This window comes from Streptococcus sp. M334, from assembly GCF_000187745.1.
Classification (GTDB): Bacteria; Bacillota; Bacilli; order Lactobacillales; family Streptococcaceae; genus Streptococcus.
Genome location: NZ_GL732490.1, coordinates 113,882 through 140,766, shown reverse-complemented (window position 1 = coordinate 140,766; position 26,885 = coordinate 113,882). Strand labels below are relative to the sequence as shown.

At 40.2% G+C, this 26,885-nt stretch carries 22 protein-coding genes and 2 pseudogenes; 6 read left to right on the top strand and 18 right to left on the bottom strand.

The features are described 5' to 3' along the window. The 4 genes and pseudogenes from HMPREF0851_RS12970 to HMPREF0851_RS12955 all read left to right on the top strand — a co-directional run. Positions 1 to 330 (top strand): annotated as a pseudogene (locus HMPREF0851_RS12970) (replication initiation protein); the annotation flags it as partial. A 35-nt stretch (positions 331 to 365) separates the two neighbouring features. Further along, positions 366 to 767, top strand: coding sequence for a hypothetical protein (locus tag HMPREF0851_RS12965; RefSeq protein ID WP_001220478.1), 402 nt, complete (start codon positions 366 to 368; stop codon positions 765 to 767). A gap of 317 nt (positions 768 to 1,084) precedes the next feature. Next, positions 1,085 to 2,341 (top strand): MobV family relaxase, encoded by a 1,257-nt coding sequence (gene mobV / locus HMPREF0851_RS12960; protein WP_000119404.1) that lies wholly within the window; start codon positions 1,085 to 1,087, stop codon positions 2,339 to 2,341. A 148-nt stretch (positions 2,342 to 2,489) separates the two neighbouring features. Next, positions 2,490 to 2,927, top strand: a complete 438-nt coding sequence (locus HMPREF0851_RS12955) for a hypothetical protein (RefSeq protein WP_001059777.1) — start codon at positions 2,490 to 2,492, stop codon at positions 2,925 to 2,927. Positions 2,928 to 3,557: 630 nt separating this feature from the next. Here HMPREF0851_RS12955 and yaaA read toward each other — a convergent pair. The 7 genes and pseudogenes from yaaA to HMPREF0851_RS15360 form a co-directional block, all read right to left on the bottom strand. Further along, positions 3,558 to 4,067: pseudogene (yaaA, locus tag HMPREF0851_RS12950) on the bottom strand (peroxide stress protein YaaA); the annotation flags it as partial. A 182-nt stretch (positions 4,068 to 4,249) separates the two neighbouring features. Next, the gene (locus HMPREF0851_RS12945) at positions 4,250 to 5,845 is read right to left on the bottom strand and encodes a hypothetical protein (RefSeq protein ID WP_000822843.1); all 1,596 of its coding nucleotides are present in this window, start codon (positions 5,843 to 5,845) and stop codon (positions 4,250 to 4,252) included. 11 nt (positions 5,846 to 5,856) lie between these two features. Then, complete coding sequence (locus tag HMPREF0851_RS12940; protein WP_000412236.1) at positions 5,857 to 6,267, bottom strand: peptide deformylase; 411 nt, start codon at positions 6,265 to 6,267, stop codon at positions 5,857 to 5,859. A 115-nt stretch (positions 6,268 to 6,382) separates the two neighbouring features. After that, positions 6,383 to 9,079: a cation-translocating P-type ATPase gene (locus tag HMPREF0851_RS12935; protein WP_000032418.1), complete on the bottom strand. Its 2,697-nt coding sequence runs from the start codon at positions 9,077 to 9,079 to the stop codon at positions 6,383 to 6,385. Between the two features lie 237 nt (positions 9,080 to 9,316). Then, on the bottom strand, positions 9,317 to 10,288 hold the full coding sequence (locus HMPREF0851_RS12930) for a glycosyltransferase family 2 protein (protein ID WP_001081414.1): 972 nt from the start codon (positions 10,286 to 10,288) through the stop codon (positions 9,317 to 9,319). After that, complete coding sequence (locus tag HMPREF0851_RS12925) at positions 10,275 to 11,270, bottom strand: hypothetical protein (protein WP_000167327.1); 996 nt, start codon at positions 11,268 to 11,270, stop codon at positions 10,275 to 10,277. The genes HMPREF0851_RS12930 and HMPREF0851_RS12925 overlap by 14 nt, the downstream gene beginning before the upstream one ends. Positions 11,271 to 11,833: 563 nt before the next feature. Continuing rightward, positions 11,834 to 13,261, bottom strand: coding sequence for a hypothetical protein (locus HMPREF0851_RS15360; protein WP_000711790.1), 1,428 nt, complete (start codon positions 13,259 to 13,261; stop codon positions 11,834 to 11,836). Between the two features lie 170 nt (positions 13,262 to 13,431). Between HMPREF0851_RS15360 and mntE the strand changes: the two genes are divergently transcribed. Beyond that, positions 13,432 to 14,616: a CDF family manganese efflux transporter MntE gene (mntE, locus tag HMPREF0851_RS12920; RefSeq protein ID WP_000813941.1), complete on the top strand. Its 1,185-nt coding sequence runs from the start codon at positions 13,432 to 13,434 to the stop codon at positions 14,614 to 14,616. A 36-nt stretch (positions 14,617 to 14,652) separates the two neighbouring features. Here the strand turns inward: mntE and HMPREF0851_RS12915 are convergent, their stop codons facing one another. The 8 genes from HMPREF0851_RS12915 to cdaA form a co-directional block, all read right to left on the bottom strand. Then, the gene (locus HMPREF0851_RS12915; RefSeq protein ID WP_001279119.1) at positions 14,653 to 16,524 is read right to left on the bottom strand and encodes an ABC-F family ATP-binding cassette domain-containing protein; all 1,872 of its coding nucleotides are present in this window, start codon (positions 16,522 to 16,524) and stop codon (positions 14,653 to 14,655) included. After that, on the bottom strand, positions 16,521 to 17,720 hold the full coding sequence (locus tag HMPREF0851_RS12910) for a CCA tRNA nucleotidyltransferase (RefSeq protein ID WP_009014400.1): 1,200 nt from the start codon (positions 17,718 to 17,720) through the stop codon (positions 16,521 to 16,523). Before HMPREF0851_RS12910 ends, HMPREF0851_RS12915 begins: the two co-directional genes overlap by 4 nt. Then, on the bottom strand, positions 17,717 to 18,484 hold the full coding sequence (dapB, locus tag HMPREF0851_RS12905) for a 4-hydroxy-tetrahydrodipicolinate reductase (protein ID WP_000027886.1): 768 nt from the start codon (positions 18,482 to 18,484) through the stop codon (positions 17,717 to 17,719). Before dapB ends, HMPREF0851_RS12910 begins: the two co-directional genes overlap by 4 nt. A gap of 163 nt (positions 18,485 to 18,647) precedes the next feature. Next, positions 18,648 to 19,496: a DegV family protein gene (locus HMPREF0851_RS12900; RefSeq protein ID WP_000762181.1), complete on the bottom strand. Its 849-nt coding sequence runs from the start codon at positions 19,494 to 19,496 to the stop codon at positions 18,648 to 18,650. Position 19,497: 1 nt separating this feature from the next. Next, complete coding sequence (locus tag HMPREF0851_RS12895; RefSeq protein ID WP_001050080.1) at positions 19,498 to 19,872, bottom strand: DUF1149 family protein; 375 nt, start codon at positions 19,870 to 19,872, stop codon at positions 19,498 to 19,500. 73 nt (positions 19,873 to 19,945) lie between these two features. After that, entirely contained in the window at positions 19,946 to 21,298 is a 1,353-nt protein-coding gene (glmM, locus tag HMPREF0851_RS12890; protein WP_000521449.1) for a phosphoglucosamine mutase, read from the bottom strand. 24 nt (positions 21,299 to 21,322) lie between these two features. Beyond that, complete coding sequence (locus HMPREF0851_RS12885) at positions 21,323 to 22,102, bottom strand: YbbR-like domain-containing protein (protein ID WP_001230942.1); 780 nt, start codon at positions 22,100 to 22,102, stop codon at positions 21,323 to 21,325. Beyond that, positions 22,089 to 22,946 (bottom strand): diadenylate cyclase CdaA, encoded by an 858-nt coding sequence (gene cdaA / locus HMPREF0851_RS12880; RefSeq protein WP_001011068.1) that lies wholly within the window; start codon positions 22,944 to 22,946, stop codon positions 22,089 to 22,091. The genes HMPREF0851_RS12885 and cdaA overlap by 14 nt, the downstream gene beginning before the upstream one ends. A gap of 138 nt (positions 22,947 to 23,084) precedes the next feature. On the opposite strand from cdaA, the gene HMPREF0851_RS12875 reads away from it, so the two are divergent. Next, positions 23,085 to 24,053 (top strand): NAD(P)/FAD-dependent oxidoreductase, encoded by a 969-nt coding sequence (locus tag HMPREF0851_RS12875; RefSeq protein WP_000081022.1) that lies wholly within the window; start codon positions 23,085 to 23,087, stop codon positions 24,051 to 24,053. Between the two features lie 33 nt (positions 24,054 to 24,086). Here the strand turns inward: HMPREF0851_RS12875 and whiA are convergent, their stop codons facing one another. Genes whiA through rapZ form a run of 3 tightly spaced genes read right to left on the bottom strand, consistent with a single transcriptional unit; the run spans position 24,087 to position 26,859 of the window. Beyond that, entirely contained in the window at positions 24,087 to 24,998 is a 912-nt protein-coding gene (gene whiA, locus HMPREF0851_RS12870) for a DNA-binding protein WhiA (protein WP_000011294.1), read from the bottom strand. Next, positions 24,995 to 25,972, bottom strand: a complete 978-nt coding sequence (locus tag HMPREF0851_RS12865; RefSeq protein ID WP_001231084.1) for a YvcK family protein — start codon at positions 25,970 to 25,972, stop codon at positions 24,995 to 24,997. Before HMPREF0851_RS12865 ends, whiA begins: the two co-directional genes overlap by 4 nt. Then, the gene (gene rapZ / locus HMPREF0851_RS12860; RefSeq protein WP_000163055.1) at positions 25,969 to 26,859 is read right to left on the bottom strand and encodes an RNase adapter RapZ; all 891 of its coding nucleotides are present in this window, start codon (positions 26,857 to 26,859) and stop codon (positions 25,969 to 25,971) included. The genes HMPREF0851_RS12865 and rapZ overlap by 4 nt, the downstream gene beginning before the upstream one ends. Between the last annotated feature and the right edge of the window lie 26 nt (positions 26,860 to 26,885).

Sequence of the window (26,885 nt, the reverse complement as noted above, 5' to 3'; positions counted from 1 at the left end):
CGCTTAGAATTTCAGCTTCGGAGTCGCTCGGTTGAAGAAATATTCGAGGTCATTGACTCTGTTATCTTTAAACCTTTTGTATTTGATGACTTGCCAGTTGAAACTCAGATATATCTAGTCGCATATACACGCAATAAAAATGTTTGGCAAAAATTACATAGAAATACAAGAACTAAATATAAAAAGATTTTAGAAACCTATAAAACATCTGATATTGACTATCTGAAATTGATGAAAGATTTATTAAAACATGAACGACCAATATTAGAAAAACAGCTTGCTTATTATGGGGGAAGAGAAACAAAAAATAGCTTTCAACCATTTGGTTGAAAATCCAGTATTAACAAGGAGTTACGAGGCCTAAAATGAGAATAAAAGACTACGCTGATAGCCTGGGAGTTAGTAGTCAATCCATCTATAAACGGATACGATCTCCAAAATATAAAGAGAGGTTGAAAGGTCATTTATACCTAGACAACCAAAAGGTTGAAAACCTTGATTTAATAGGCATTAGAATACTTGAAGATTATCATTTTGAAAATGATGTGATTAAACTTGAGAAAGAATTAGAGGAGGCTAAAGAACAAGGCAAACAACTAGAACAAGATTTGCAACTATTGAAAGGCTATAGGAAGAGTGAGCAACAAAATTTAAAAGCTTGGGCAGATTATGCTGAACGATTGGAACAACATCGATTTTACTTAATGATTGCACTCACTACTGTATCTATAGCTTTTCTTGTAGCTTTAGCCTTTGCCGTCTTCTGACGGCATTTGTCGGACAATGCGAAGCGTCCGACCCAGGGGCACCGACAGGGTGCCCTACTCGCTTCGGCGAGTATAGTCGAAACTCCTCTTGTGGCTCGAGAGGTGGTTCGATGTCGCTCCTGTATTCGGAGCGATGTGCCGTCTGCAAGACCCTTCGGAGAACGCACATTTACGGAGTAAAGTGTAGTGCGTTACACTTTACATGGAAGTCGTGCCGATTCTTCAGGAAAAAATCTACCCTATGGGTTACTTAGTCCTGGTGGCAATCTTCCGCCACCAGCTCGGCGACCCTTTGAGCCGAGAAAGGAGAACAAACTATGAGTTATGCAGTAGCTAGGATGCAAAAAATGAAATCTGGAAATCTTGGTGGTGCCTATCGTCACAATGAACGAATTTTTGAAAATCACTCGAACAAGGATATTGACCCAGAAAAGACTCACCTAAACTATGAATTAACCGACCGTGACCGCTCTATCCCATACGATAGGCAGATTAAACAATACATCAACGATAATAAGATATCCAAACGTGCTCTACGTAAAGATGCCGTTTTGTGTAATGAATGGATTATTACATCAGATAATGCATTTTTTGAAAATATGAGTCCGGATCAAATTAAGAATTTTTTTGAAACAGCAAAAAAGTTCTTTGCTGAAAGATACGGTAATAGTAATATCGCTTATGCTATGGTACATCTTGACGAGAGTACGCCACATATGCACCTAGGACTTATACCTATGCAAAATGGCAAGTTAAGCTCTAAGTCATTATTTGGCAGTCGTGACCAACTGAAAGAGATCCAGGAGGCATTTCCTAAATACCTGAACGAACATGGATATAATTTGCAACGTGGGGAGTCTGATAGCAAGAAGAAACACCTCGAAACAGCAGAATTTAAAGAAAAGCAACGCTTACTAGATGATACTGATAAAAAGATAGTTGATAAAACCCAAAAACTAAAGCAACTAGAAAAACAGGAAAAGCAAACTACAGAAAAAATCAAGCAACACGAAAAAGAGAAAGATGCTTTACTAGATGATATAGCTGTCTTGGAGTCTCTTCAACCTCTACAGATTGAAGAAATGAAAAAAGACAAATTAGTCAGACGTACATTTGACGGAAAACTAAAAATGGATAAAGCAACCTATGACAGACTCTTTCATACTGTCTCCCAACATGCCCTGGATAATAATAGGCTAAAGCATGAAAACAGCAACCTTGAACAGCAATTACAGCAATCACTTTCTAAACAGAATAACTTAGCTAAAGAACTGATGAAGAGTGATCACATATTATCTGAAAATCGTACGTTAAAATCAGAAGTCGATAAACTAAAACACGCAAATAAAAAACTCAATGAAAGTATAAAACGATTAGGTGAACAATTAAATGCTGTAAATAAAAAACTTGCGCTTTGGCGCAAAACAGCAAGGAATTACATGCATCCTAAAGAATTTAGCAAAATGTTACATGTCATAAATCAAATACGACCACCAAGAATAACCATTATGTCAGTAGCTCGAAGTGTTAAAAATATGATTGAAAAAATATATTTTAAGCACTTTATGCCGTGAAAGTCTCTTGATAACAAGCTAGTCGACTTTAGACTAAAGTCAGTCGAGTCGTCAGGCTGAAAAGCTGACGACCGATTGCCAAAGGCTAAAAAAGACTAGGTTACTTGTTGTCAAGAGAACCATGGAATAAATGAACAAGGAGAAAAAGATGAACAATATTAACAAACCTTTAGTACACAAAATTAAACAACCTGATACATTTTCTGGAAAAACATTACTGGGGTTCCTACAGTCAGTTTTTAAAGAAATCACTGGTAACTATTTAACATCAGCCTACCCACTCAGCATTATTGCGCCTTATTTTACCTCAGATGAACAGGGAGAATCGTTTTGGTCAAATGCCCTGGCTATCAATGTTTTAGAAATTCGTCTCAAGGATAACTATAACATCCATCTAATACAAAAATCACCTTATATTCTTCTTGTTATTGAGGATATTGATAGCTTTAAAACTGGAGTTATTAAACTCTTTAATGACTTACTTGACCCTGATAAAAAGTATCTGATTTATCGTGATTTTATCAAAACATATCGCAATATGACTCCGATTGAAAAAATCGAATTTTTCAAAAAGAAGACCGTCTAGGAAATCGCAGCTAAAAAATAAGCTGTGGTATACTATTTAGTGAGGAGGTAACACTATGAGAAAAACACTTTTTGGTTGGATGCTTGCATTTTCTGCATTACGCTTTCTTGACCGCTCTGTACGGCAGTCAACTAAAGCACTACGACGATTTTTAAGATAAATTATAAAAGGCTCTAGTTTAGAGTCTTTTATTGTGATATAATACAAATTGCTGAAGCTACCTTCCGCAAATTAATGCGAAAGGAGGTGTTGTTCTATGAGTTACTTCTTCGAGCTCTTACTCGGAATCACGGTTGAGATACTGGCTCACTATCTCATCAAGTGGCTAGATGACGAGGACAAACGCTAAGGCTAGCCCAAAACACCACAAAAAAACCCTCGAGAGACCTGGCCGTCCTCGGGGGTTTGGTGTATCTATGAGATACTTCTTCGTGTTCTTATTATCTCATTCATTACAAAAAAAGTCAATAAAAAAAGCCCAAATACTTGAGACAACTTTCATTATTTTATAAGCTCCGAAACCTTAATTTTTGGTACCGTCTTGGTTTAACAATACGGTATATATATAATATTTTACAGCTATATCCCCTTTAGAAACGTTGATTTAATAAGGATTTAAACACTATAGAGTATATCTTTGTAAAATACGGTCTCAAACTCGGACGACAAGAGAGAGAAAATCACTTCTTCCTTCTTCAGAACTTCATCATAGGCTGCCTTCCAATGGCTCTTCAAAGTCTTACCAGCGACTTTTAACTTCATCAAAAAGTCCAAACGGTGAGGGGCCATAGGTGACAAGGCTGGAACGACTCCGTACAAAGCCGAGGTAATGAAGACATGATTTTCAAGATAAGCTTGTTCTGCCTCGTCCAGTTTGTCTCGCTTGATATGACGGTACATAAGTCCATCAAAAAGTTTCAAGGCTGGATAGTGTTGAGCAGTTTGTTTTTTTAAAGCTTGGATATTTTGAAATTCTTCCATTGCCTTCTCAACTGATACCTTGTAAAAACTCTCTAATTGACTAGCAGAATAGAGGGTCAAGGCATCAAGCACAGCCTGACTTTCTGCTTTTAAAGGGGCAGTTTCGATACTCGGCAAGTCTGTGTTCATTTCTTTTGCTGTTGGGATTAAAATTTTCATATTAATAGTGTAGCATATTTTTTTGCCACTACCAAGAAATTCATCTGAAAAGAGACTGGGAAAAGGCTTAAAAATCAGAAAAACGCATAATATTAGGTGTTGAACCCTGATACTATGCGTTTTATGATGGAAAGATTTACTTCATTTTTTCCTGAAATTGAGTTTTTGTCCAGCCTCTTCCCTTACTGCACTTTAAAGGTCTTGAGATAGTTGTCTTTCCCTACTTGACCTTCGAAGGTTTTACCATTTTCAAGGTAAGGGAGATCATCTGATACAGAAGCCTTGACCTTATAAATCTTGCCATCAACTTTAAAGAAGTAGACGGTATCGCCCTTGATAACAGCTGATTTGAGGTCTGCTACTACACCCTTGATACTTTCAGTGGTTTCATTGTCAATTTCAAGGTCGTTTTTATTGGCGTACTTGCTGAGCAGTTCTTCCACTGTCGTGGCTACGATAACATTTTGGTACTCAACTGCGTCTACCAGGGCGTACTCTTTGACCAAGCCCGCATTGTCCTTCAAGCCCATGATATACAGAGGTTTGTCATTGAGGTTGATGAGGATTGGGAAGGTTGCCTTGTAGGATTTCTCCTGAACAGCACCTTCGGCTGATTCACGGGCTGATTCTTCTGTCGCAGAAGCCAAGCTATACTTAGTGATTTCTCCTGTTCGCATATTTTCAAGAATAAAACCAAGATTACTTTCATCCGCATTAGCAGAAGTTACACCTGTGTAGAGGTAGATGTCATTACCGATAGATAAATAATTATAGCCCTTGGTAGTCTGGGTCACGTTTTTCTTGGAAATCATGGCATTCCAGAAACCGTCCTTGTACTTGCCGTTGTAGTTGATTTGCTCAATAGTTTCCTCAGCTGGATAGACCCTGTCCACCCATTCTGGAACATCTGCCAAGCTGTATTCCTTGGTTTCTCCATTTGTGGCATCCAAGATAATGACTGAAACAGGACGAGGAACCGCAAGTCCAAATTGCTTTTGGTAAACCGTTGCTACATAGAAAGGATTGCCCTCATCGTCCACCTCGAAAGATGGAGTCTTGAAGATCTTGGTAGGATACTTAAAACGCAGGTGACGTTTGACATCGCGGTTAAAATACTCTGAATCAGAATACTTGATTGGAGTCTTCAAGTCCACCAAGTTGGCATTTCCAGTTACCATGTCCACCTTGATATACTCGCCGATTCCCTTGGCCTGATTATTAAACCATTTGATAGGGTCAGCGTATTCTAGTGGCGTAACCCGATAAGGTTTCCCATCAATCGTCAATTGAGTATAGGTGTCTGCCGCTACATACTGCGACACCTTATCCGTCAGGGAACCCAAGTAGCGGTCACCAATTTTTTCAGCAGTGCTTCTATCTAAAATAGGAACCTTACTGGTGTCACTCTTAGGAAATTCAGTAAAGTCTTTTTCCGTCACCGTGACTACATTGGCATAATTTTTAGCCTGAAAAATGCTGGAAGTCACCAAGGAAACCAAGGCTGCTAAGAGAAGAATTCCTCCAATGGAAGCTAAAAGAATTTTCCCCAACCGATTGATTTTGAAACCCTCTAGATTTAAGGCAGCTTCCGCCTTTCCGTGGCGCACATGAACTGTTTTGACCAGATTTATTCCCTTGCCAAAGCCAAATAAGATTGCCACAAGCAATAAATGCCCACAGAGGAAGAAGAGAAATTCCCAGCTGGTTAGATTAAGGGGTGGTAAAAAGATATACCAGGTCGTTGCGATAAAAATAAATTCAAAGACTATCCGTTTCATTTGTTTTCCTCCTAAATGATTCGTCCTTCCAAGTGATCCAGTTCATGCTGGCAAATCTGTGCTGGGAAGCCTGTCAAGATCATGGTCTGTTCCTGCCACTTGCTGTCACGATAGGCAACCCTTATGGTTTCATAACGCTTAGTAGGTCTCACACCTGTCAAGGACAAACAGCCTTCTTCTGTCTCATAAAGTCCTTCATAGGACAGGAGCACTGGGTTGAACATGACCACAGGAACCAAGCCAAGATTAAAGATAATAACGCACTTCTGTACCCCAATCATATTGGCAGCCAGCCCAACACAAGTCTCACGATTTGCTAATAGTGTATCCTGTAAATCTCTGGCAAGATACAGGTCTTCCTGACTTGCTGACTGAGACACCTGAGATAAAAACAAAATATCCTTTACAATTTTCTTTTCCACTTCCTCACACTCCTCTAGATATTTACTATATTATAGCAATTATAGCACAAAAGCTGTCAACTGCAAGCCCTTTCCTTCAACTGTAGCAAAAAGCCATCCGAAGATGACTTTCTTTTTAAATCGCATTCTTGTCAAAGCCGAGTTTTCGTTGAGCAAACTTAACAATTTCGACAATAATAATCATTGAGAAGCTTCCAGTCATGACGATTCCCCATTGTGACAAGTCTAGTTTAGTTACGTGGAAGATTCCTTCAAGCGGTTCTACGACGATTGTTGCCATGAGAAGAATGAAGGATACCAAGATGGACCAGTTGAAGGTCTTAGACTTGAATGGGCCAACTGTCAAGATGGACTGGTAAACCGACTTGACATTGTAGGCATGGAAGAGCTGAATCAAACCAAGGGTTGCAAAAGCCATAGTTAAGGCATCTGCATGAATGGCATGATTGTCACCCACATGAACTGGGTAAGCAAGGGCAAGGCCATAAACACTCATAACAAGGGCTGCTTGGAGTACACCTTGATAGATGATGGAGCTGAAAACACCACCTGAGAAGAAGCTTGCCTTACGTCCACGTGGTTTATGGGTCATAACACCTGGCTCCGCAGGTTCAACACCTAGAGCGATAGCTGGGAAGGTATCCGTTACCAAGTTAATCCACAAGAGATGAACTGGCTGCAAAACATCCCAACCAAACAAGGTCGATAGGAAGATTGTTAATACTTCAGCAGTATTAGCAGAAAGTAAGTACTGAATAGTCTTTTGAATGTTTGAGAAGACCTTACGTCCCTCTTCAACTGCAACGATAATAGTCGCAAAGTTATCATCTGCAAGAATCATGTCAGAAGCCCCCTTAGAAACCTCTGTACCAGTAATTCCCATACCGATACCGATATCGGCTGTTTTCAAAGCTGGCGCATCATTAACACCGTCACCTGTCATGGCAACGACCTTACCTTGTTTTTGCCAAGCCTTAACGATACGAACCTTGTGTTCTGGAGACACGCGGGCGTAAACAGAGTATTGACCAACTACTTTTTCAAAGTCTTCATCTGACAGTTCGTTGAGCTCAGCACCAGTTAAAACATGGCCTTCGGTATCATTTGCATCGATAATTCCCAAACGTTTAGCAATAGCTTCTGCTGTGTCTTGATGGTCACCCGTAATCATGATTGGACGGATTCCAGCTTCCTTAGCCACACGAACAGCCTCAGCCGCCTCAGGACGTTCAGGGTCAATCATCCCGATCAAACCAGTGAAGATTAAATCATTTTCAAGCTCTTCAGAAGTGAGGTTTTCTGGAATGTTGTCAATAATCTTATAAGCACCTGCAAGGACACGCAAGGCTTGATGAGCCATTTCAGAGTTGTTTGTATGAATGAGGTTTGTAACCTTCTCATCAATCGGAGCAATATCCCCAGCCTTATCACGAAGAACACAACGTTTCAAAAGTTGGTCTGGCGCACCTTTGACTGCCACAAGGAATTTACCGTCTGGCAATGGGTGAACCGTTGACATGAGCTTACGGTCAGAGTCAAATGGTAACTCAGCTATACGAGGATATTTGTCTAAAAATCCTTTAACATCGTAGCCCTTATCCAAGGCATACTGGATGAAGGCTGTTTCTGTTGGATCACCAATCAGGTTGCCTTCCACATCAATTTTAGTATCGTTTGCTAAGACAACTGAACGAAGAAGGGGCATTTCAAGACCTAGTTCAATGTCATCAGCAGAGTCATGTAGAACTGCATCGTAGAAGACTTTTTCGACTGTCATCTTATTCATAGTCAGCGTACCAGTCTTATCAGAAGCAATGATTTCAGTTGAACCAAGTGTTTCAACTGCTGGCAACTTACGAACGATAGAGTTTCGTTTAGCTAAGACTTGCGTACCAAGGGCAAGAACAATAGTTACGATAGCTGGTAGCCCTTCTGGGATAGCTGCAACGGCAAGCGCAACAGAGGTCATCAACTCACCAAGTGGATTTTTCCCTTGAATGAAGACACCAACAACAAAAGTAACAAGGGCAATGACCAAGATTGCATAGGTCAAGACCTTAGAAAGGTTGTTCAAGTTTTGTTTGAGTGGCGTGTCTGTCTCATCCGCATCTTGAAGCATGCCCGCGATGTGACCAACTTCCGTGTACATCCCTGTATTGACTACAACACCCATCCCACGACCATAGGTCACGTTAGAGTTTTGGAAGGCCATGTTGACACGGTCACCAATACCAGCATCTGCAGCAAGTTCAACTGTCAAGTCTTTTTCGACTGGCACAGACTCACCTGTAAGAGCTGCTTCTTCGATCTTAAGAGAATTGGCTTCTAGCAAACGTAAGTCTGCTGGTACCACATCACCTGCTTCAAGGGCAACGATATCTCCAGGTACCAATTCTTTAGAGTCAATCTCCGCCATATGCCCATCACGAAGAACGCGGGCAGCTGGACTAGACATGGATTTGAGGGCTTCGATCGCTTCTTCTGCTTTCCCTTCTTGGTAAACACCAAAGGCAGCGTTGATGATAACCACAGCTAGGATGATAATGGCATCAGCGATATCTTCCCCTCCAGAAGTCACGACTGATAAGATTGCTGCCGCAACTAGGATGATAATCATCAAATCCTTAAATTGCTCGATGAATTTGACCAGTATTGATCGTTTCTCTCCTTCTTCGAGTTCATTGTGGCCAAATTCAGCAAGGCGTTTTTCCGCCTCACTTGATGACAAACCTTGCTCGGTCGCATCCACAGCCTTCAAGACCTCTTCAGGACTTTGAGTATAAAACGCTTGGCGTTTTTGTTCTTTTGACATGTGTCTCCTCCTTGACATTGTGTGCAAAACAGGCTCTCTTTTTCCCATCGTATCTTTTCACGACAAACAAAAAGAGACCTGTTAATCATAACAAGTCTCGCTGTTTAAGATAGGGCCGGAAAACATACTTTTCAGTATAAAATTCGGAATGACGACACTATCACAGGTTTCTGCCAGCTACTCCCTTGAGTAGTACTATTATACCAAATTTTGAAAAGTTTTCAAAGAGTAAAGATTCTATAAAATTCTATCCTTATCAAAAGTACGTTCACTGATAATATATCTAGGACGACGTTTCGTTTCTAGGTAAATCTTTCCAATATACTCACCAATTACTCCCAAACTAATCAATTGTACTCCACCAAGTAAACTAACTATTGCATAGGTGCTTGCCCATCCAGCCACAACCGTACCAACAAACTTACTCCATAAAACCCAAATAATCAATAGAAAACTAAAGAGTGATGTCAAAACACCCAGGCTTGTAATCAAACGAATCGGTTTGATTGATAAACTGGTAATACCATCCATAGCTAAACCAAGCATTTTAGATAGTGGATAATGGCTCTCACCAGCAATTCGTTCATGGCGCTTATATGAAACGTAAGAATATTTAAAACCAACTAAAGGCATTAAACCACGAAGAAAAAGATTAACTTCTTGGAACTTCTCTAACTCCTGCAAAAATCTTTTTGATACCAATCTATAGTCAGCATGATTAAAAACAACTTCTGCTCCAAATAAGCGTAGCACTTTATAAAAACCTTCGGCTGTAATTCGTTTAAAAGCAGAGTCCGTATCACGGTTATCACGGACACCATATACAATTTCAGAACCACTTTTATACTCAGAAATCATCTTATCCATGCAGTTAATATCATCCTGTCCATCGGCATCAATGGTAATGACAATATCAGCAAACTGAATAGCTTCATACATCCCTGCAAGGACACTACTCTGATGCCCCCTATTACGACTTTGTGATACACCAACCACAGAAGGAATGGAATTAGCATAACTTTCTATCAATTCCCAAGTCCGATCCTTACTGCCATCATTTACATACATGATTTTACTGTGGGGATGTATTTCTTCTTTCTTTACTAATCGTTCAATTTTTTCAACAAACATTGGATTAGTATATGGTAGGACTTGCTCTTCGTTATAACATGGAATAACTATATATAAAATTGGATTATTTCTGTTCATTTTTCACTCCTGTTTTTAATTTAAGAGCTCTTTTTTTAAAATTCTGGGTCATTTGTTGAAATCCCACTGTAGTTGCAACAATATATATCGGAACAAAAGTATATAAATATCTTGATCTGGATTCAAAGATAGATTCAAACAGAAAAATTCCTATTAACGAAGTCATTAATACTAGAAATTCTCTTGTCATTTTTTCTCTGCCTATCAGTACATTCCCTAAAACTAAAAATAAAATACTCAACCATATACTTTGTACGATTCCTTGAAAAATTAGATGTAGTTTACCTGAAGAATAATAAAAACTTCTAGTTATCTTTGCTACATAAGAATCATTTGGAAAGATTTTTTCAAAAAAACTACCTTCTAACCCCCAACCAAAAGTTCCATCATTATAATTATTAAGAGTCTTTTTAGCTTGGTGGTTAATCAAACCTGTAACTCCGTAGTCCTTAATTCTTTGTGCAATTATCTGTTTATTATAAATAATTCGCTCTTCTTTATTTTCAATCAATATTGAACTACCAACGTCATTTGCCAAATATCCACCATCTGTCTCCGAATTTAAACCCATCTTTATAAAATGGTGGTACGTCATTTCCCACTCATAATCAAGGTCGAATCCTGCAGTTGAATTTATGCGATTTATGGCAAAGAACATAGGAAAACTCACAACAAATATTGCGATTATCGTAGCGATAAGAGGCTTCATTTCTATTTTTTGAGTCAAGAGACTGACCATAATAATTGCAATAATCATTATAGCAATTTGAGGTTTCACTGAATAACCTATAATTCCAATAGCACTCAGTAAAACTGATTTTAGAATGTAATGCATTTTAGGATGAGTATATATATAATACATTAGAATAGGAAAAATAAGTCCCATTGAATCAGAATATGGAATTACAACCCAAGGTGATATCCAGAGAATTAAAAGATAGAGCCAGTATGAGAAAAAAGCATATTTTTCGCTTTTCGTCAATCAGAGCGTCACCTTTAATATCAAAACTCCTGAAAGTATATTTAATATCGACTGAATCACGAGTAAAAATACGTATGCAAAATCTTGTCCTAAGAGACCATTAAACAAAGTAAATATTTTTGAAAAAAACACCGTTAGGAAGATATTATTGGGGTATCGAGAAAAATAAAAATTATTTAATTCTGAAAAATTCTTATCAGAGAGGGCAATAGCGTTCTTTAATAGCTCCTGAACATCCCAATCGGTATAAAAGTAATAATGAAAAATCAAAAATAATTGAATAAAAAATACAAAGTAAGAAAATGAGTAAATGGGTTGTTATAAATAAATACCGAATACTCTTTGAAAAAATATTTCTATATAATTGATTAGTTATTTTCATAAAATTCTCCCAGTCTAAAATACATCATTCATATGATTTTCAAAGTTCTCTGGGAAATCATATGAATACTTAAGCAATCGTTATTTTATAATTTCAGCTTCTGCAAAACACTTTTTATCTTTACTAAAAATTTTTAAACTATTAATTAATCTGTTTGAGTTAAAAAATTTCATTTTTTCTCCTAGTTTATCTGATATATTTTCATTGTATCGATTTGTTTTTCCTCATGATAGTTTTTTTGAATAAGTTCTTTTATAAAGGAGTCCGTCAATCTACCATAATCCCACTTAGAATCAAAAACAATGTACTTAGGAAGATTCACTTCAAATGATTCTTTGAAAGAATCAATAATTGGAGTCTCATCTTTTAAAGACGGAACAAAGAAGAATTTTGTACTAGATAACCTCTCACTATAAAGATAAATAATCCCATTGAGCCTGTGACTATATATTCTATCTTGCTCATTTGTATGTTGATGTATATAGTCGGCAACTTCTTTTTCATTTACAGAATAATCAATTGAACGATTTGTCACTCGATCCTTTATTCCATGGATAGGTCCCCAATAAATAAACACTAAGCCTATTGTAAATATTAAAAAGTATAGTAGAGAACTTTTATTCATGAATTTATTTATAGCTACACTAATATAAGGAATAAACAAAGGGATAAGGACAATCAGGTAATGCAAATAAGCTCTTTTAGAAATTAAAGCTAACATCAAACAGAAAATAAAAGCACCATTGTAAAACAATATTTTTATACCATATTGTTTCCAAACTGCAATCATAGCAATAACTATCATGAGGTTTAATTGTAAAACATTAACTTGATTCATGTACCATTTTATCATTTCCATAACAGTCAAATAGCCACTTTCTTTGGAATAAATAAAATTCATAACTACTGACTGATAGAACATTTCTTTTAGTGATCCTTGAAACCATAAAAAACAACACAATGGGACAATAAATAAAGCACTTCCAGTTATAAAGAGAGCAATATACTTTAAGAATATGGAGAATTGTTTTTGATAAATAAGTTTTATTGTAACTAGTAACGAAAAAATTAACCAAATTCCTATCATATTTGCCTTAGTAAACAAGACTACAGCAAAAGAAAAACCACTTAATATTATTTCATATTTATTAATTTTATCTTCTAAAAAATATTTTAAAAAGATATAAAGTGAATAAGTTAAACAAGGCAATATATAACCTTCTAAACCCCATCCGCCTTCAAAAAAAGATTCAAAAATTATAAAAGTAATCACAAGAACAACAAATGAATTTCTTATACCTGTAAAAAGTCTCGAAATATAATATCCAATGTAGAAGAAAATCATCAGACTAGCAATATATAATATCTTAATTCCTAAAGACGCTCCAATACTATATCCTAAATAGTTGATCAAGAAAATCACTGGTCCCTTATGATCAAATAACTCTAAATACATTCTCTGCCCATGACTCATTGCATAGCCAAAATATTCAAATATACTTGCATCTAATAAGGGTAAACCCTTACGAACACTTGTCGCCAATGTAAACCAAGTTATGATTCCTAGAAATAATGAGAAACTGAAGGCAATCATTTTCTCTTTCTTCATACTATTACCTCTTTTTTTCAATATATTCTTCCGTTATTAAGTCTATCATATTTTTCTAATTAAAACAAAAGTATTTATAATTTCAATTTCTAATCACTTCTTAGTTATTTGAATTTTCCCTTGAAAACCAGTATAATGGTAGAATGCTATGTGACTAGAAAGGAAGTTGAATGAAGCAATCTATTTCAAATCTCAAGTTGGCTGAACGTGGGGCTATTATCAGTATTTCGACCTACCTGCTCCTATCTGCAGCCAAATTGGCAACTGGGCATCTTCTTCATTCATCCAGTTTGGTGGCTGATGGTTTTAACAACGTCTCGGACATCATTGGAAATGTGGCCCTCTTGATTGGCATTCGAATGGCACGCCAGCCTGCAGACCGTGATCACCGTTTCGGTCACTGGAAGATTGAAGATTTGGCTAGCTTGATTACTTCCATCATCATGTTCTATGTCGGTTTCGATGTACTTCGAGATACCATTCAAAAAATTCTCAGCAGAGAAGAAACTGTTATTGATCCTCTGGGTGCAACTCTGGGAATCATTTCTGCAGCGATTATGTTTCTAGTTTATCTCTACAATACTCGCCTCAGTAAGAAATCCAACTCCAAGGCACTGAAGGCCGCAGCAAAGGACAATCTTTCTGATGCTCTTACCTCACTTGGCACTACTATTGCCATCCTAGCTAGCAGTTTCAATTATCCCATTGTGGATAAACTGGTCGCTATCATCATCACTTTCTTTATCTTGAAAACTGCCTATGATATCTTTATCGAGTCTTCCTTTAGTCTTTCAGATGGCTTTGATGACCGTCTGCTTGAGGACTATCAAAAGGCCATCATGGAAATTCCCAAAATCAGTAAGGTTAAGTCTCAAAGAGGTCGTACCTACGGTAGCAACATCTACCTGGATATTACGCTAGAAATGAATCCTGACTTGTCTGTTTTTGAGAGTCATGAGATTGCGGATCAGGTCGAGTCTATGCTGGAGGAACGTTTTGGCGTCTTTGATACCGATGTCCATATCGAGCCAGCACCTATTCCTGAGGATGAAATTTTAGACAATGTTTATAAAAAATTGCTCATGCGTGAACAATTGATTGACCAAGGAAATCAACTGGAAGAACTCTTGGCTGATGATTTTGTCTATATTCGTCAAAATGGAGAGCAGATGGATAAAGAGGCCTATAAAGCTGAAAAAGACTTGAATTCTGCTATCAAGGATATTCAAATCACTTCCATCAGTCAAAAGACCAAACTCATCTGCTATGAGATGGACGGAATCGTCCATACCAGTATCTGGCGTCGCCACGAAACTTGGCAAAATGTCTTTCATCAAGAAACCAAAAAAGAATAGAGAAATCCTGTCATGAGACGGGATTTTTCTATTCTTCTAGCTATCAAAGTCACTGAGATATTCATAGCGTTCGTATTTTTCAAGGAGTGCTTCGTTTTTCTCATCTAGTTCTTTTTGGAGAGTAGCCAGCTTACCAAAGTCAGAGCCATTTGCCTGCATTTCCTCTTCAATAGCAGCGATACGATTTTCCAAGGCTTCAATATCGCCTTCAATACTTGCCCACTCCTGCTTTTCTTGGTAGGTCATGCGTTTCTTGTCTTCTCTGACCTTGACCACCTTTTCCTTTTCAGCCTTTTGCACTTGATTGACCATCTCTGTTTCAAAGGCGTTTTCATCAAGATAGTCGGTGTAATGACCAAAGAAAGGACGAATCTTGCCATCTTCAAAAGCGAGAATCTTGGTCGCTACCTTATCCAAGAAATAGCGATCGTGACTAACTGTTAAGACTGGACCAGCAAAGCCTTGCAAGAAATTCTCCAAAACTGTCAAGGTCGCAATATCTAGGTCATTTGTCGGTTCGTCCAAGAGAAGAACATTTGGTTTCTCCAAAAGCAATTTGAGGAGATAAAGACGTTTTTTCTCTCCACCTGACAATTTCGCAATCAAGGTTCCATGCGTCGAACGTGGGAAAAGGAACTGCTCCAGCAACTCTGCAATGGAAGTCGTAGAACCACCGCTGGTCTTGACCTCTTCTGCCACTTCCTGCAAGTAATTGATAACACGCTTGCTTTCATCCAAACCCTCAATTTGTTGAGAGAAATAGGCGATACGAACAGTTTCCCCAATCACAACTTGACCTGCTGTCGGCTCAAGACTTCCTGCAATCAAGTTGAGCAGGGTTGATTTTCCAACACCGTTGTCCCCAACGATTCCGATACGGTCTTTGGCCTGCACCAAGAGATTAAAATCTTGCAAAATAGGCTTGTTTTCATAGGCAAAGGAAACATCCTGAAACTCGATGACTTTCTTCCCAATCCGACTGGTTTCAAAGTTCATGGTCAAGTCTGTCTCAGCAGCACCTACTGAAACATCCTTTTTCAAATCATGAAAACGATTGATACGAGCCTGCTGCTTGGTCGCACGCGCCTGCGGTTGTCTGCGCATCCATGCCAATTCTTGCTTATAGAGTTGTTCCTTTTTGTGGAGAAGAGCTGCATCGCGCTCATCCTGTTCCGCCTTTAGGCGAACATAGTCCTGATAATTCCCCTGATACTCGGTCAAGCCAGCTCGGTCCAACTCGAAAATCCGTGTTGACAAAGCGTCCAAGAAATAACGATCGTGGGTGATAAAAAGGACGGTCTTCTTGGAATTTTTTAAAAAGAGGGTCAGCCACTCAATAGTCGCAATATCCAAATGGTTGGTCGGCTCATCCAGTAGCAAAAGGTCGTGGTTGCCAAGTAAGACTTGTGCCAACTGGACCCGTCTTCTTAGACCACCTGACAATTCTCCAACTGGAGTAGATAAGTTCTGAATCCCCAGCTTGCTAAGAACGGTCTTGACCTGACTCTCAATTTCCCAAGCTTGGAGAGAATCCATTTCAGCCATGACCCGTTCCAAACGCGCCTGCTTGTCCTCACTGTAGTTGATCATGATCAATTCATACTCACGAATAAGCTGGATTTCCTTGAGATCACTAGATAGAACCGTATCCAAAACTGTCTTGCTATCATCAAAATCAGGATCTTGGGTCAAGTAACCAATCTGGTAATCATTCTTAACTGAAAAGGGACTAACATCCCCATCAAATCCAGAAACACCAGAAAGGACATCTAAAAGGGTAGTCTTACCAGTCCCATTAACACCAATTAAACCAATTCTATCCAAGTCATGGATGATAAAGGAAATATCCTTAAAAACGGTCTTGTCACCGACGGATTTACTTAGTTTTTCAACGATAAAATCACTCATTTTTTCTCCCTCAGGTAAGTATGGATGGCTTGACGGTCATTTTCCAATTCTCCATCGACAATGGCATATTCAATCTCTGTTAAAATCTCTCCCAAGTCTGGTCCCGGTTGATAACCATATTCTTTTATCAAAATACCACCATTGATTTGGATTTCTTTCTTATCATGAATGGTCAAACTCTGGTAGATTTCTGTGATGGCTTGTGGGTTGACTGGTTTTCCTTGAGCCTGACGAAGATTTTCAGCCTGTAAAAGCAAATCCAAGTCAAAACGGTAACAATCGCGCTTGCTCAATTCTCCCTTTTCACGCAAGGCCAAAGTAGTCAGTAAATCCTGAACTTGCTTGGCAAACTGACGTGAAGTCTTCCAAGCCTTCAAAAATGGCTGCGCATTTTCAATCTCCAAAGCCCACAGTAAAGCTGCCCAAGCTTGTTCAGAAGATTCAAAGGTGAAATTAGTCTCCAAATCAAACAGTCTGTTGAGCTTGTCCTGGCTAGAGGCCATATCAGGGAGATAGTCATAAGCTTGACTCTCAATCATGGAAGCCAAGCCCCTTCTCCAAAATGGCGCCAGCAAGAGTTTATCAAACTCGACGAAGGTACGCTCCACAGAAATTTTCTCCAAAAGTGGCGTCAAGGTCTTCATAGCTTTAAAGGTTTCTGACTCAAGCTCAAAGCCAAGACTGGCCTGAAAACGGAAACCACGCATAATCCGCAGAGCATCTTCGTTGAAACGCTCACTAGCCACTCCAACTGCTCGCAAGACTTGATTTTCCAAATCTTCTAGCCCATGGAACAAGTCTATGATTTCCCCCGTCTCGTCCAAGGCAAAGGCGTTGACTGTGAAATCACGGCGTTTGAGGTCTTCTTCTAGCGAGCGCACAAAGGAAACCGCACTGGGTCTGCGATAGTCCACATAGACATCCTCTGTCCGAAAAGTAGTCACCTCATACTCCTCATCCCCATCTAAAACCAAGACAGTTCCATGCTCGATTCCGATATCGGCTGTTCGCGGAAAAATTTGCTTGGTCTCTTCTGGATAGGAAGACGTCGCAATATCCACATCATGGATAGGGCGATTGAGGAGGGCATCTCGAACAGAACCCCCAACAAAATAGGCCTCAAAACCTGCTTCTTTGATTTTTTCTAATACTGGTAAAGCCTTCTGAAATTCAGAAGGCATTTGTGTTAATCTCATAATAAGTGTTCTAATCCATAGACAAGCTCATGACGCTTGACAACTTCTTTAATTCCCAAATTCACCCCTGTCATGAAGGAGCTGCGATCATAAGAGTCATGACGGAGGGTCAATCCTTCTCCCCGATTGCCAAAGATGACTTCCTGATGAGCTACCAAGCCTGGCAAACGAACTGAGTGGATGCGCATGCCATCAAAATCAGCACCACGGGCACCTGCAATCAATTCTTCCTCATCAGGCGCACCTTGCTGGATTGACTCTCGAACTTCTGCCATCAACTCAGCTGTTTTAATAGCTGTTCCACTCGGAGCATCCTTTTTCTTGTCATGATGGAGCTCGATAATCTCCACATTTGGGAAATATTTGACAGCCTGCCTCGCAAATTGCATAAGCAAGACAGCACCCAAGGCAAAGTTAGGAGCGATCAAGCCACCCAAATCTTGGGCACGAGAAAATTCTTTTAACTCTGCAATTTCTTCACTTGTGAAACCTGTTGTTCCAACTACTGGAGCAAAACCATTTTCAAGAGCAAAGCGTGTATTTTCATAGGCAACAGTTGGTGTAGTAAAGTCTACCCAGACATCCGCTTCAAAGCCCGCTAAATCAACCTTATCCTTGAAAACAGGAATACCCTGCCATTCTGACTCAGACTCAAAAGGATCCAAAACTGCTACCAAGTCCAATTCTGGATCAGCCAAGACCATCTGACAAGCAGCCTGGCCCATCTTTCCCTTAAAACCAGCAATAATTACTCGAATACTCATCTCTACTCCTATTTAAGATACAAAGGACCTTATCTGCCCATGAAAAATAGGGAATGACGCTGACTTTCCACAAAAGGCAAGGCAGGCATCTTTTTTCAAGAGGCAGGTAGTCCGTGTTCAATTTCTAAGATACAAGGCATCTTAACTAGCCTAGAAGCACCAACTAAATCACTGGAATATAACCCAGAGCAATACTTCCTGCACCTAGGTGGGTTCCAATGACACTACCAAATGTAGCAAGTGAAATATCTGAACCCAAGCCAGAATCAAGCAAGTGCTGACGCAATTCTTCAGCCTTTTCAGGAGCATTTCCGTGAATGACAATGACACGGTATTGGCCTGAAGCCGTTGTTTCCTTTATAATTTCAATTAAACGCTTGGTTGCTTTCTTCTCAGTACGAACTTTTTCGTAAACTTCAATCACACCTTGGTCGTTGAAATAAAGGATTGGCTTAATGCTAAGCAAATTGCCCAAAATAGCAGCCCCATTTGAAAGACGTCCACCTTTCACCAAATGGTCCAAATCATCGACCATGATAAAGGCTGACGTACGGCTGATTTGAATAGCTAGCTTATCCTGAATAATAGCAAAATCATCGCCCTGGTCTCGCCAGTTAAAGACACTTTCAACCATGATACCCAGCGGAGCACTTGTAATCAAAGTGTCTGGGAAGGCAATGGTTAAGCCCTCATAATCATCGACCATATACTGGATATTTTGGTAAAAGCCTGAAATTCCAGAAGATAGGAAAAGCCCTAAGACATGGGTATAGCCTTGTTCTTTGAGCGAAGTTAAAATTTCATCTAACTTGGCAATACTTGGTTGACTGGTCTTAGGCAATTCAGAAGCCTGAGCCATTTTTTGGTAAAATTCCTCAGCAGTCAGATTGATACCTTCGACATACTCCTCACCATCAATATTGACAGGAATATCCAAAACATACAAATCTTCTCTTTGTAAGGTCTCTGCACTGAGATAAGCAGAAGAATCTGTGATAACAGCTAATTTCATATTAGAACTCCAAATTGATTCCTGGTAAGTCTAATGCAATTTCAGTTACTTCGTAAGTCAAACGGTTGAGCATGTTCAAACATGGACGAGCCAAGGTTTCAACTTCTTCTTGGTTCAATTCACTTGGTTCGTTAACAATACGGCCATCGATATGGTTCACTTGTGAAATGGTTCCACTGATGACAAACTTATCAAATACAATCATAAAGGTCAAGATGACAATCAAGGAAGTCACTTGATTTTCTTGGTCATGTTGAATCAATTGGAAGTTCACATCCACCTTAGTTTCAGGAGCTCCATTTTCATTTTCCCATTCAAAATTACGCGCATCAAAATGATACTGACTAACAAATTCTTGTTCACGTTTAAGATTCATGTCTTTCTCCCTCGGCTACAATATTATAAGCTATTGTACCATAATTTTTTATTTTCATCTAGTTTTCTAGGATTTAGTCAATCCCGATTTCAGCTCGAACCACATCTGCGATGGTATCAACATAGTAGTCCACTTCTTCTGTTGTAGGCGCTTCTGCCATAACACGCAAGAGGGGTTCTGTTCCACTTGGGCGAACAAGGATACGTCCGTTCCCCGCCATCTCTTCTTCCATCTTCTCGATGATAGTCTTGATAGCTGGCACTTCCATAGCCTTTTCCTTCATGGCATTTTCCACTCGGATATTGACTAATTTTTGTGGATAGATGGTTACTTCTGCTGCCAACTCTGACAAGCTCTTACCAGTTTCCTTCATGATTTTGGTCAATTGAACAGCAGATAATTGGCCATCACCTGTTGTATTGTAATCCATCAAGATGACGTGACCAGACTGTTCACCACCAAGATTGTAGCCTGATTTTCTCATTTCTTCAACAACGTAGCGGTCACCAACTGCAGTGACTGCCTTGTTAATACCTTCACGATCCAAGGCCTTGTGGAAACCAAGGTTAGACATAACAGTTGTCACAATTGTATTTTGAGCCAATTGTCCTTTTTCAGAAAGGTATTTCCCGATGATGTACATAATCTTGTCACCATCTACGATGTCGCCATTCTCATCAACCGCAATCAAACGGTCACTGTCTCCGTCAAAGGCCAAACCGATAGCTGACCCGCTTTCTTTGACCACTTTTTGAAGGGCTTCTGGGTGTGTAGAACCAACATTAAGGTTGATGTTAAGACCATCTGGTGTTTCTCCGATAACAGTCAAGTGAGCTCCAAGGTCTGCAAAGATTTGACGGGCACTGGTAGACGCTGCACCGTTTGCTGTATCCAAGGCAACCTTCATTCCTTCAAGGGGAGTTCCAGTTGAAACCAGATAGCTTTCATACTTACGCAAACCTTCTGGATAATCTACCAAAGTTCCCAAACCTTCTGCACTTGGACGAGGAAGAGTATCTTCCGCAGCATCTAGCAAAGCTTCAATTTCTGCTTCTTTTTCATCATCTAGTTTGAAGCCATCCCCACCAAAGAACTTGATTCCATTATCAAGGGCTGGGTTATGGCTAGCAGAAATCATGACACCTGCACTGGCTCCCTCTGTTTTGACCAAGTAAGCTACTGCTGGTGTTGCCAGAACGCCTAATTTATACACGTGAATCCCTACTGAAAGGAGACCTGCCACCAAGGCTGATTCTAGCATTTCCCCTGAAATACGCGTATCACGTCCCACAAAAACTTTCGGTGCTTCCGTTTCATGTTGGCTAAGGACATAACCTCCAAAACGTCCTAGCTTAAAGGCCAATTCTGGCGTTAGTTCTACGTTAGCTTCTCCACGGACTCCATCAGTCCCAAAATATTTACCCATTTTTATAAAATCCTTTTCCTATTTTTAATTCGTTTTTGAACTAGTTGCTTTCGTTGACGAGGATGTCTCCGACGAACTGCTTGTAGTTGAATTTGATGTGCTTGAACTTGGTGTCACTGGTTTTGTAGTCACCTTCATTGTTGTGTCAAACGGAGTGATAACTACTGGTAAGACAACCCCATTGCGGTCGATTGCCTGCAAAGGTACTGAACCACTATAGTTACCTGTAATCCGTTCGCTGGTTGGTAAAAGCGCAATAACTTTGTCAATCTTAGCTAATGTTTCTTGGTCAGTTGTGACCGAAACTCGTTCATTTGACACGGTTACACTATCAATTTGTAACTTGGGATCAATCTGGTTTTGGTCAACTTGTGGCACAACAATCATCCCATCTCTTTTAACCTTCTTCCCAACTTTCACTGTGATCTTTTGAGGCGTTGCCACAGCGGTCAATCCACTTGGAAGATTTTCAATGTTCAAGGAAACTTCAATCGTTCCAACACTGGCATCCGTCAAATCCGCTGTGACCTTAAACTTACGAGTACTTTCCTGCATTTCGCTGGCCAAAGCCACACGATTGGCACCTGTCAGCACAACTGAAACTTCTGAAGCAAAACCACTAATAAAGTATTGACTATTATCATAATGAATATCGATAGGAACATTCGTTATCGTATTGGTGTAGGTTTCCGATTTGACCTGCCTTGCGGTATTGCTATTTTGAAAGTTGGTTGACGTTGCATAGACAAATAAGACACAAGCAAAAAAGAGAGATGAAATGATATATAGACTATTTTTTCTCATATTTCCAACCTCCTAGCAAACGTTCCTTGAAACTGACTTTTTCTTCAACGGTTGGCAAAAGAAGTGCTCGTAATTCTGCTTCAAATTCTTCAAGAGTCAAATCATGCTTGAAGACCCCATTGTAAGTAATAGAGATACCACCTGTTTCCTCTGAGACAATGAAAGTCAAGGCATCGGATACTTCTGATAAACCAATAGCCGCCCGGTGTCTGGTCCCAAATTCCTTGGAAATCCCTGTACTTTCTGTCAAGGGCAGATAGGCAGAGGTTACTGCTATTCGATTTTCTCTGATAATCACAGCACCATCATGTAGGGGTGTGTTGGGAATAAAAATATTGATAAGGAGTTCTGCTGAAATTTTGGCATCCAAGGGAATTCCTGTCGCGATATATTCTTGCAAGGTCCGAACTCGTTGAATAGCAACCAGAGCACCAATCTTACGAGGACTCATGTATTCAACTGACTTGACAAAGGCACGAATCATTTGCTCTTCTGCACTAATTTGAGTAGTGGAAAAGAAATCTGTCGCCCTTCCCAAACGTTCTAAACCAGTCCGAATCTCTGGAGAGAAGATAACAACCGCAGCAATAACCCCATAGGTGATAATCTGATTAATCAACCAAGAAATCGTTGTTAAACCAAGAATATTGGCCACGACCTGGGCTAATACAAAGATCAAGACCCCCCGTACCAAAATCATAATCTTGGTGCCAGCTATCGCTTTTGTAAAACGATATAAAATATAGGCCACAATCAAAATATCAAACAGATTGATGGCAATACTCCAAGGACTAGAAAACAAGCTAGTCCAATATTGCAGGTTGGATAATTGTTGAAAGTTCATCTGCTGTCTCCTCTCTGTCCAAACACGTTCCTTTCTATTATACCATTTTTCTGGCATTTTTTTCCCTATCCTACTTCATTTTAAATTAAAGAAAAAATATGATAAAATAAACTGACTAGAAAAAACAAAGGAGAAACCATGTCTCAACTCTATGATATTACCATTGTAGGTGGTGGTCCTGTCGGACTTTTTGCAGCCTTCTATGCCCATCTACGCCAAGCCAAGGTCCAAATCATCGACTCTCTTCCTCAACTAGGTGGACAACCTGCTATTCTCTATCCTGAAAAGGAAATCCTCGACGTTCCAGGTTTCCCAAACCTGACTGGAGAAGAATTGACCAACCGCTTGATTGAACAACTAAACAGCTTTGATACCCCTATTCACCTCAATGAAACAGTTCTTGAGATTGAAAAACAAGAAGAGGGCTTTACCATTACAACTTCTAAAGGAAGTCACCTGTCTAAAACTGTTATCATTGCTATGGGTGGCGGTGCCTTCAAACCACGTCCGCTGGAACTAGAAGGCGTTGAGAGCTATGAAAATATCCACTACCACGTTTCCAACATCCAGCAATACGCTGGTAAGAAAGTGACGATTCTTGGTGGAGGAGACTCAGCTGTGGATTGGGCTTTGGCTTTTGAAAAAATTGCACCAACTACCCTTGTTCACCGCAGAGATAATTTCCGCGCCTTGGAACACAGTGTCCAAGCCTTGCAAGAATCATCAGTGACCATCAAGACACCATTCGTTCCTAGCCAACTCCTTGGAGATGGAAAAAGGCTCGATAAACTTGAAATCACAAAAGTCAAATCTGATGAAACAGAAACGATTGACCTAGAACACCTCTTTGTCAACTATGGTTTCAAATCTTCTGTCGGTAACCTTAAAAACTGGGGTCTAGATCTCAACCGCCACAAGATTATTGTCAACAGCAAACAGGAATCCAGCCAAGCAGGTATCTATGCTATCGGTGACTGCTGCTACTATGACGGAAAAATTGACTTAATTGCGACAGGCCTCGGAGAAGCTCCAACCGCTGTCAATAATGCTATCAACTACATCAATCCTGAACAAAAAGTACAACCAAAACACTCTACTAGTTTATAAAAAAGAACCACGAGTCACATAGGATTCGTGGTTTTATAATTCTTCCGCTATCTTATTGATTTTTCTAAGTCTGTGGTTGACACCACTTTTGGTCAGAGGGGTGCTGAGGCTATCTGCTAACTGCTGGATAGAGTAGTCTGGATGCTGAATCCGCAACTGCGCTACCTCCTGCAAATCCACTGGCAGATTCTCTAGTCCCATGATATCTTTGATTTTACTGATATTGTTGATGGTCTTCATGCTGGCAGAAACTGTCCGAGCGATATTGGCTGTTTCGGCATTGTTGGCCCGATTGAGATCATTACGGGTTTCTCGCAAAATCTTAACCCGCTCAAAATCATCACGCGCCTGCATGGCTCCGATGACAATCAAGAAGTCCATAATATCTTCGGCACGCTGGAGATAGGTCACAGCCCCCTTTTTGCGCTCAAGAACCTTGGCATCCAGCAAAAACTGCTGGAGAAGAGAGGCAATCCCTTGCGCGTGGTCCAGATAAACAGAACTAATTTCCAACTGGTACTTGCCTGACTCAGGGTCACGAATGCTGCCATTTGCCAAGAAAGCTCCACAGAGATAGGCACGGCCAGCTTCCTCGTCTGATAAAATCTCCTCGTCTATACCTGTTTCCAGGCCAAAGAAAGAGTCTGCCAAGTGCAAATCACTCAACAAGTCCTGCACTTTTTCATCTGTAAAAACGGTATAGACCCGATTCTTGCGAAGATTGCTCCTCTGGTGATGGCGAATTTCCGATTTGATTTTGTAGAAATGGAGAAAGGACTCATAGAGGTGACGAGCCAGCTTGGCATTTTCTGTCACGACAGACAAGGTCAAGCCTGAAGTCGAAAGACCGATACTGCCAGACATCTTGATAATGGCAGATAATTCATGTCGGCTTAGATGGTGCTGACCTAGGATTTCTTCTTTGACTGCTACTGTGAAACTCATTTTCTCACCTGTATAATACGCATCAATTCGTCCACAAGCAAATCCCCATCGTGGAAGGCACCCCCATTTTCCAGGCGAAGGAAGTTAGATGAAATCACGCGTGGAACTTGCTTACAAAGACCAGCAAAGTCATGTTCCACCTGCACCAAATATTCATCAAAACGGTTGGAATTCATGTATTCCTGAGGCACTTTTTCAATATTCACTAAGACAGTATCGATAAAAGGTCGGCCAAGATGACGATGCAAGACTTCCACGTGATCACTATCTGTAAAGTGTTCTGTCTCCCCACGTTGGGTCATAATATTGCAGACATAGGCGATTTCTGCCTTGGTTTCCAAAAGCGCCTGCCCGATTTCCTTAATCACGATATTAGGTAAAATAGAGGTAAAGAGGGAACCAGGTCCAAGGACAATCATGTCACTTTCAAGAATGGTCTGCACTACTCGACGGCTAGCCAGAGGCGTATCATCGTTGAGGGTATTGGTCACATAGACATGGTCAATCATACCTGGATGGGATGCAATATGACTCTCTCCAGCCACTTCTGTCCCATCCTGAAAGACTGCATGAAGGGTCAAAGGATGATCGCTGGAAGGATAAATTTTCCCTGTTGTATGGAAAAATTTGCTCAGTAACTGCATGGCATTGTAGGTCGAACCCTGCATTTCTGACAGGCCAGCGATAATGAGATTTCCCAGCGGATGGCCAGCAAAGGCTCCGGCATCCTCAGAAAAGCGGTACTGAAAGACTTTCTCATAAAACTTAGGCATATCCGACATAGCCACAAGGACATTGCGAAGATCACCTGGTGGTGTCAACTGCTGCATATTTTTTCGGAGTTCACCTGATGAACCACCGTCATCCGCCACCGTTACGATAGCTGCGATTTCCACATCTTTTTCACGCAGACTTTTAAGAATGACGGGGATCCCAGTCCCTCCACCAATCACCGTTATCTTTGGTTTTCTCATGAACGGTTTACCGTTTCCTTTCTTCGGTCTTTGTCGCGATGCCCTTCATTAACAGGCCAATTCTTGGATAAGTCCTGCGCCAAGCGTTTAGCAAAGGCCACACTACGGTGTTGCCCACCCGTACAACCCATGGCAATGGTCAAAACGGACTTACCTTCCTTTTGGTAACTTGGCAAAATCGGCTCAATCAAGGCCAACAAATGTTGATAGAAGTCTTCTGACTCAGGGTGATTCATGACATAGTCATAAACTGGTTCATCTACACCCGTTTGGTTTCGCAGTTCTGGAAGGTAGTAGGGATTTGGTAAAAAACGGACATCAAAGACCAAGTCCGCATCAATCGGGATTCCATATTTAAAGCCAAAAGACATGACTTCGATACGGAAAGACTGGGCTTGTTCTTGATCTGAAAACTGCTCTGCAAGGGTTTTACGTAGCTCACGTGGAGTGAGTTCAGTCGTATCCACCACATTTTGGCTCATATTTTTCAAAGGCGCCAAGAGTTCACGTTCCAGCTTGATTCCATCCAAAATCCGTCCATCTGCTGCTAATGGGTGACTCCGTCTGGTTTCCTTGTAACGAGCGACCAATTCCTTATCAGCTGCATCCAAAAAGAGAATTTTAAAGTCCAGTTCTTCCTTGTTTTCCAACTCATCCAAAACAGCTTGAATCTCTGAGAAGAAAGAACGGCTACGCATATCTACTACCAAGGCCAACTTATGGTCGTCTTCCTTTGTTTCCACCAACTGCAAAAACTTAGGCAAGAGAGCTGGCGGCATATTATCAATAGTAAAATAACCCAAATCTTCGAAGGACTGAATGGCAACTGTTTTCCCTGCACCACTCATTCCTGTCACAATCACCAAATGAAGTTGTTTCTTTGTCATCTTTTTCTCCTTATATCAAAAGAAGT